The 6,599-nt window shown below is 34.6% G+C and carries 5 protein-coding genes; 2 read left to right on the top strand and 3 right to left on the bottom strand.

Features of this window, described 5'->3' with window-relative positions:
• Nucleotides 1–218: 218 nt before the first annotated feature.
• Nucleotides 219–629, bottom strand: coding sequence for an RDD family protein (locus PDT38_RS16650; RefSeq protein WP_270803163.1), 411 nt, complete (start codon nucleotides 627–629; stop codon nucleotides 219–221).
• A gap of 165 nt (nucleotides 630–794) precedes the next feature.
• Here PDT38_RS16650 and PDT38_RS16645 point away from each other — a divergent pair, with 165 nt between their 5' ends.
• Both PDT38_RS16645 and PDT38_RS16640 read left to right on the top strand, forming a co-directional pair.
• A complete protein-coding gene (locus PDT38_RS16645; protein ID WP_270803161.1) occupies nucleotides 795–1,814 on the top strand; it encodes a YecA family protein in 1,020 nt (339 codons plus the stop codon).
• Between the two features lie 66 nt (nucleotides 1,815–1,880).
• Complete coding sequence (locus PDT38_RS16640; RefSeq protein WP_270803158.1) at nucleotides 1,881–3,956, top strand: class I SAM-dependent methyltransferase; 2,076 nt, start codon at nucleotides 1,881–1,883, stop codon at nucleotides 3,954–3,956.
• A gap of 17 nt (nucleotides 3,957–3,973) precedes the next feature.
• Here the strand turns inward: PDT38_RS16640 and PDT38_RS16635 are convergent, their stop codons facing one another.
• Together PDT38_RS16635 and PDT38_RS16630 are read right to left on the bottom strand one after the other, a co-directional pair.
• On the bottom strand, nucleotides 3,974–5,086 hold the full coding sequence (locus tag PDT38_RS16635) for a DUF5105 domain-containing protein (RefSeq protein WP_270803157.1): 1,113 nt from the start codon (nucleotides 5,084–5,086) through the stop codon (nucleotides 3,974–3,976).
• 56 nt (nucleotides 5,087–5,142) lie between these two features.
• Nucleotides 5,143–6,216, bottom strand: coding sequence for a DUF5105 domain-containing protein (locus PDT38_RS16630; protein WP_270803155.1), 1,074 nt, complete (start codon nucleotides 6,214–6,216; stop codon nucleotides 5,143–5,145).
• Nucleotides 6,217–6,599: the final 383 nt, after the last annotated feature.

The following is a 6,599-nucleotide window of genomic DNA, read 5'->3' as shown; positions in this document are numbered from 1 at the left end:
AGTTGTTCAAAGAGCAATCTCAAACAAAAGACTAAAGCAGAGGGGACTTCCCTCTGCTTTAGAACATTATCTAAAAGTACACACTGTAATATAAATTGAACCGCCGTATACGGAACCGTACTTACGGTGGTGTGAGAGGGGCGAAAATAATTAAATTATTTTCCCTCTACTCGATTTGGTTAAGCTGCTCTCCAAAACCCAACATCATCAAAATAAAATTAAAGCTCAATGACTTCTTTTTTGCCGTGGTTTACTTTGATAACGTATGTTTTGGCTGCAAGGTCATGCAATCCTTGTTTTTCTTTGTGAAAAGCAACTACGAGAAAAAGAAGTCTAATTACCAGCTGAAGCAGTAAAAGGATGCCTCTAACTACAGCTTGCCAAATTTTAATTCGCTGTCCATTTTTTGAAGAAACGATGCGGAGCCCAAAAACCACTTTCCCTATCGTACCTTGTAGCTTTGTTAAGGGAAGAAGGAAGATGTATAAAATGATAGAAAACCAGAAAATGTAAGCTTCAACAGTAGCACTGAAGAGACTATACTCAAAAATAATAATACCAAAAATAACTATTAATACAACATCGACAAGAAAAGCGCCGACGCGAATCCAAAAACCTGCAAACTTCATTGTGTATTTCTTCCTTCCATTTTTCAAATAACATTATCCATTTTATAGCTAAATAACCATTTTTAAAATAGGATATTTAACCTATTTTATGATTTACCGATTTCCCTCCGTTTCAAAGTTTTGATAAAATAAATAAGTTATAGTTTAGTATACGGAGGTTTCATTGTGAAAAAAGTAAAGAGAAATATGCCATGCCCTTGTGGTAGTGGACTAAAATATAAAAAGTGCTGTGGTCATACAAATGCTAATCTACAAATTGTTGTGGAACGGGAGCTGAAGCAACTACAAAAAGATGTCATGGAATTTGCTTTTACAGTACATAAAGAGACACTTGATCAATTCCTTCATCAATATTCTTTTTTAGCAGATCTAGATGAATCAGCACAAAAAATATCGATTTTTAACTTAGGAGTATGGGGGGTCTTTTCACAGCCGTTAGTAAAGGGAGGATTGACGATTTTCCAAGATTATTTAAAAGAAAACGATTCCTCTATTCTTAGGTCACAAACGAAAGAAGCTATTCAATCATGGAAAGATCTCGTTCCAGCTTTATTAAGGGTGATAGATATAGCAGATCATGAGATTCATTTTGAAGATGCTATATCTAAAGAGCCAGTCATCATGAAAATGAGTATGAAGCGAGAAGGACCATTTATCGGTGATTATGTTCTTGGTTTTCCGATCAAGGTCAGTGATCATAAAGAATTCTTCCTGCAGTTTACCATCTACCCTAAGAAGCTGATCAAAAAGATAGAAGGGGCTTTAAAACCGTTTAGTGGAGAAACAAACCAGTTCATGAAAGAAAAATTCCCGCAATTTTTAATGAAGCTCTGTCAAACTAATGAAGAATCTCCCCAAGAAATTGAATGGGCTAATGAGATGGAAAAAGAAACGGCACATGTTATCGAAAAGGGATTACTTACTGAAGGCCACTCAGAGGCATTGATTTCGTGGGCGATCGGTCTTTGGCAATCGTATTGCACTAAAAAGAAGCCAATCATTAAAAAAACCGAAGCTTTTGCTGCTGCTATAGAATATTTTATCAATTCGGTTTCCAACTCAGAAAAATCAGTATCACAAGCTAAGCTTGCGAAAAAATACGGAGTTAGTGCTTCAACTGTATCAAATCGTTTTAAAGATATTGAAGCTGTCTTAAAAGAAGAACTTGATCAACTACCTTGCTAAAAAAATATATCATCGCCTGCCGACTTTAAGAGTCGCGCAGGCGGACTTAAAAAGAGGGAAAACGTTATGAGGCGTTTACAATCATTAAATATCATTGAGAAATTGGAAAATGGTGATCGTTCTGTCTTACGGCAAACTGAATGGTTAAAATACCTTTACTTAACGAAAAAGCAAAACGTTAATTTGGAACGGGTTCCTTCATTGAAGAAGATGCCGAGTCACCCCGTTCTCCTTTATGTTGAAAAAACACTTCATATTTTAGAGAAAGCTGATATTCCTGATCATGAACAAAAAATCATTGAAGAAGTCCTTGTCTGGAGTGAAGTAGCCAAATGTGGTCAGCCACATCAGCGAACAGAGTGGCATAAGAAAGGGTTTCAACTTGCTATTCATAATATCGGTTCCGCGCAAATTTATAATGCTAAAATTAAATCTGACCGAACAAGTGTTGAGGAACTTGTCTATATCTTAATTTTGACACACGGCCTTGTAGGACAATATATCAGAGGGGAAACGCAATATCAGCAATTTTCTCCACTGATTGATTGGCTTGAGCGTTCAAAACGAAGCAATCTCAATATGGAACGAGTCCTCTATTGGCTAAACAAATGTATCATTGCCGCTGTTTCTTTAGAGCTTTGGCAATCGATTGAGGAAGATGTTAACCGGGTGATTGCCCAAATTGTGAAGAAAGAACGCAATCAGGAATGGATATTTGCAGAAAGGTTAAAAAGATTGCGTAAACAAGCACTTTATATGGGAGAAGACATCAATTTTTATCAACAATATCTGAAAGAGCATGCAGCAGAAGAGGTACTGCACGATTTTTTTAAGCAGGTAGATTTATGGTATGTTGAATCCGCACTGTCGTCTTTTAGTTTTGAGGAATTTGTTAAAATCTTCTTGCTCATTCGTCATTTTGTCAATCATTCATCAGTTAGGCAAATTAGTTTTGAACCGTTGATGAGAGACATTTACCGTGATTATCAGGGTGTTCGGCATACGAATATTTATAAAAAACGAATTATTGAAGCGTGTTTAAAGGAGATGTCCATTTCTGACTTACTTCAAGGAAATGTGCCTGTTAATGAACATGTTTCATTGTCTATTCAACCATTTGATCATGCTTTAGAAATTATCGGTGTTACTTTTACTTTTTCAAAGGCTGGGTTAAAGTTGATAGAGTTCTGTCAGGAAGCGGAAAAATCTCCATTATATGAACGGGCGATTGTTCTCCTGTATGATTTTTTTGATTTTCGCAAAGATTCATTTGATCGCCTTCAAAATGAACAGGCTTATTTATCTGATATGAACAGTGCTGAAGATTATAAAAAAAAGATTGCAGATTATGCAGTCGGAGAAAAAATGCTAGATATCGGTGCTGGAGGAGGCGTCATGCTAGATTTATTGACAGAACGTCATCCGAAGGCAAAAGTCATTGGGATTGATTTGTCAGTCAATGTGATTGAGGGGTTGCAAAAAAGAAAGGTTCGTGAACGAAAGCGCTGGGAAGTTAAACAAGCTGATGCTTTGGACTTACCTGAGTATATTGAAAAAGAAAGTGTCGACACGATTGTGTTTTCATCCATTCTACATGAAATGTTTTCTTATATTCCTTATGAGGGCAGAAAATTTAACGATCGTGTCATTGCGAAAGCATTAAAAAGTGCTTTTGATGTACTGAAACCAAATGGCAGAATCATTATCAGAGATGGAATCATGACAGAAAATAAGCAAGAGACACGGCGAATTCACTTTAAAGACTCAAGTGGAATGAATTTCTTCAAAAGGTATCTCCACGATTTTAAAGGACGGAAAATCCAAGTATTGGGTATAGAAAAGGATGCGGTAACACTTTACATCAATGATGCAATGGAGTTTCTTTATACTTATACATGGGGAGAAGAAGCGTACCCGCATGAAGTACAGGAGCAATTTGGTTTTTTTACCCCGTCAGAATTTCGGGCTTCTATTGAAAAAGTACTAGGTGAACGTGCCAACATTCTTGTATTTGAACATTATTTACAAGAAGGTTATGAAGAATATCTTTCTCCAAAGGTTGAGATTACTGATCACAATGGAAAAAATGTTTCATTGCCTGATAGTACTTGTTTTATAGTGATTGAAAAAAGCACCTTGTGAGGTGCTTTTTTGTAAGTTTATTTATGGAAACTACTAAAATATTCAAGGTCCAATAGTCCATCGTCTTCAAAATCAAGTTGCCATTTATTGTTATCGTCGTTATACATGGTTACCTGAACTGTTTTTTCGGTTGAAGCTTGTTGTGCTTTTTTAATTTCTTCAGTCATGAATTTTATGGCTGGATTTACAAGAAGATCATCGTCGTAAAAATCATCCCCCTTACTTTTTTTATAATCTTCATGTCTATTCTTTACTTGTTTTTTCACTTTTTCATAATCGATTGGTGTAATGTTAGCTTCAACAATAGCTTCACCACGCCTAATGGCTTTCGTGACCGCTTTTACCTTTGTTTTTTCTTGATAAACATGTTGCACAGTGTCAATTAAATGATTCAGTTTCTTATCATCATCGACTTCTGTGGTTATGTCCAAATCATTAAATAGGGTTTTAGCAAAGCTTTCACGATATTCGGAGATCACTTCACGTTTATGTTCTCCTGTTAATTTTTCGAAATTGTCATTATCTTTTCCGAATATTGTAATGTCGGTGTAGGCAAGTAACGCTTTTGCGGGATCATCAAGTTTTTTTGCCGAATCTAACAGTTTTTTACCGTCTATTTCAGTTTCTATCGGAGCATATTCTTGATCTCCATCAGGAGTGAATGCAAATTTATATTTTTGTCCTTTATCAACGAGGAAATAAATCGTACCTTCAATTGACTTTCCAGGATTTAAAGATGTATATCCCAACTCTTTGCTGACTTCGTTACTATCAGCAGCTGTGATATCAATATTATTAGTAGTTTTTACATCACCTTCGTAAAGGTTGAATGCACTTTTATCTAATCTTAACTGTTCTTCACCATTATTCTCCACAAATAAACTTAGTTTTAGAATGAGTTCATCTTTACTTAATTTTGTATCTGGACTATAAGGAAAAATATATTCTGAGTGGAGTATTTTAAATTTGGCCTTATACGATGGCTTTTTTGGTTCTGCTTTTTCTTTCACTTGATTCGTGGCCGCGCTGTTTTTACTGTTTTCACTACTTTGTTTGTTTTCACTACAAGCGGTGGAAAACATAGCTGTCATGCATAATAGTATGATTAAAAAAAACTTCTTATGATTCATATCGTTCTCCTTTTTAATGATGAAAAAAACACCCATAAGGGTGCTCTTTTCATTACTTAATTTTTGACGAAACTACTGAAGTATTCTGTAGATCCATCAAAGTCAAGTTGCCACTTACCATCATCATCTTTCTTAAATCTAACTTCGACTGTTATGTCACTTGAAGCTGTTTTAGATTTTTTTATTTCATCATTCATGATATCAATCGATGCATTCTTAAGTTCAACGTCATAAAATTTAAGACCTTTGCTTTTTTGGTATTCTTCCACTCTTTTTGACACTTGCTTTAGTGCTTGGTCATTATCAATTGGTGTTATAGTAGCTTCAACTGTTGCTTCATCATCTGTCATTGTCTTTGTAACTGCTGTTACTTTTGTTTTTTCTTGATAAACGTGTAGTATTGTGTTAGTTAATGTGTTTAGTTTCTTTTTATCCACTTTGTCTACATCTACATAAAGCATATCCAAAGAACGGAGGAGGTTTTTTTGAAAACCTTTAAGAAAATCACTTACAACCTCACGTTTATTTTCGCCTGTCAGTTTTTCGAAATCTTCATTATTTTTACCGTAAAGTGTGACATCTGTATAAGCAAGTAAGGCTTTCGCTGGATCTTGTAAGTTTTTGGCAGTATCGGTAATTTGATTACCGTCTATTTCAAACGTAATCGGATCAACTTTTTTTGAGCCATGTGAGTCTGGCGTATATTCGAGTTGGTATTTCTTTTCTTTGTCAACCTGATAATAAAGGAAACCTTCAACTAATTTGCCTTTATTTAAATCAGCACTTTGCAATTCCTCATCTTTCGTATCATACATAGACACGTCTGTCACTTTCGAATTATCTTGATAAAGAGCAAATTGACTGTCGTCAACGTAAAGTGGTTCATTACCTGTATTCTTTACAGATACTTTGACTTTTAATACGAGTTCATTTTCACCTAACTTTGTTGATGTATCACTAGGAAGAGTATATTCTGAGTTAAGAACCTTTACTTCAGCATTTCCTGCACTTTTTTCTGGCTCCTTGTTTGCACTTTTACTGCTCCCGCTATCTTTACTTCCACCGCATGCAGTTGCAAAAATAGCTGTGAACATCAAAAGCATGATCAAAAGTAATTTTTTGCTTCTCATGTCATTCTCCTTTTGAATATATTTTTTCATTGTTATGTAAATGAAAATAAGTACTGAGACAAAAAACATCTTAAAAAAGGTCCAATGGTCCTTTTTTAATTGCTGTATCTTAAGCAAAAAGAAACAACAACACTATTTTAAAGATTAACTGATTATTATGAAATAGGATATAATCACTAATTTAGGACAATAAGTTGCAAGTTTAGACAAGGTAATATAGTTAATATAGTATAAAAAGACCGAAACTTTAGGATTAATATATATCCATTTTCTTAGAAGAAATATCCTTGTTTTATTATTCAAAAATGCTGAATTGAACTCAAAAAAAGCATCTAAATAAGGGTGAAAGACTTCTTAATCTAGATGAATTGAATGAATATTAT

Source organism: Bacillus changyiensis, from assembly GCF_027706145.1.
Lineage (GTDB): Bacteria > Bacillota > Bacilli > Bacillales > Bacillaceae > Bacillus > Bacillus changyiensis.
Note: the sequence above shows the minus strand (reverse complement) of the source record. Positions and strands in the feature narration are given on the sequence as shown.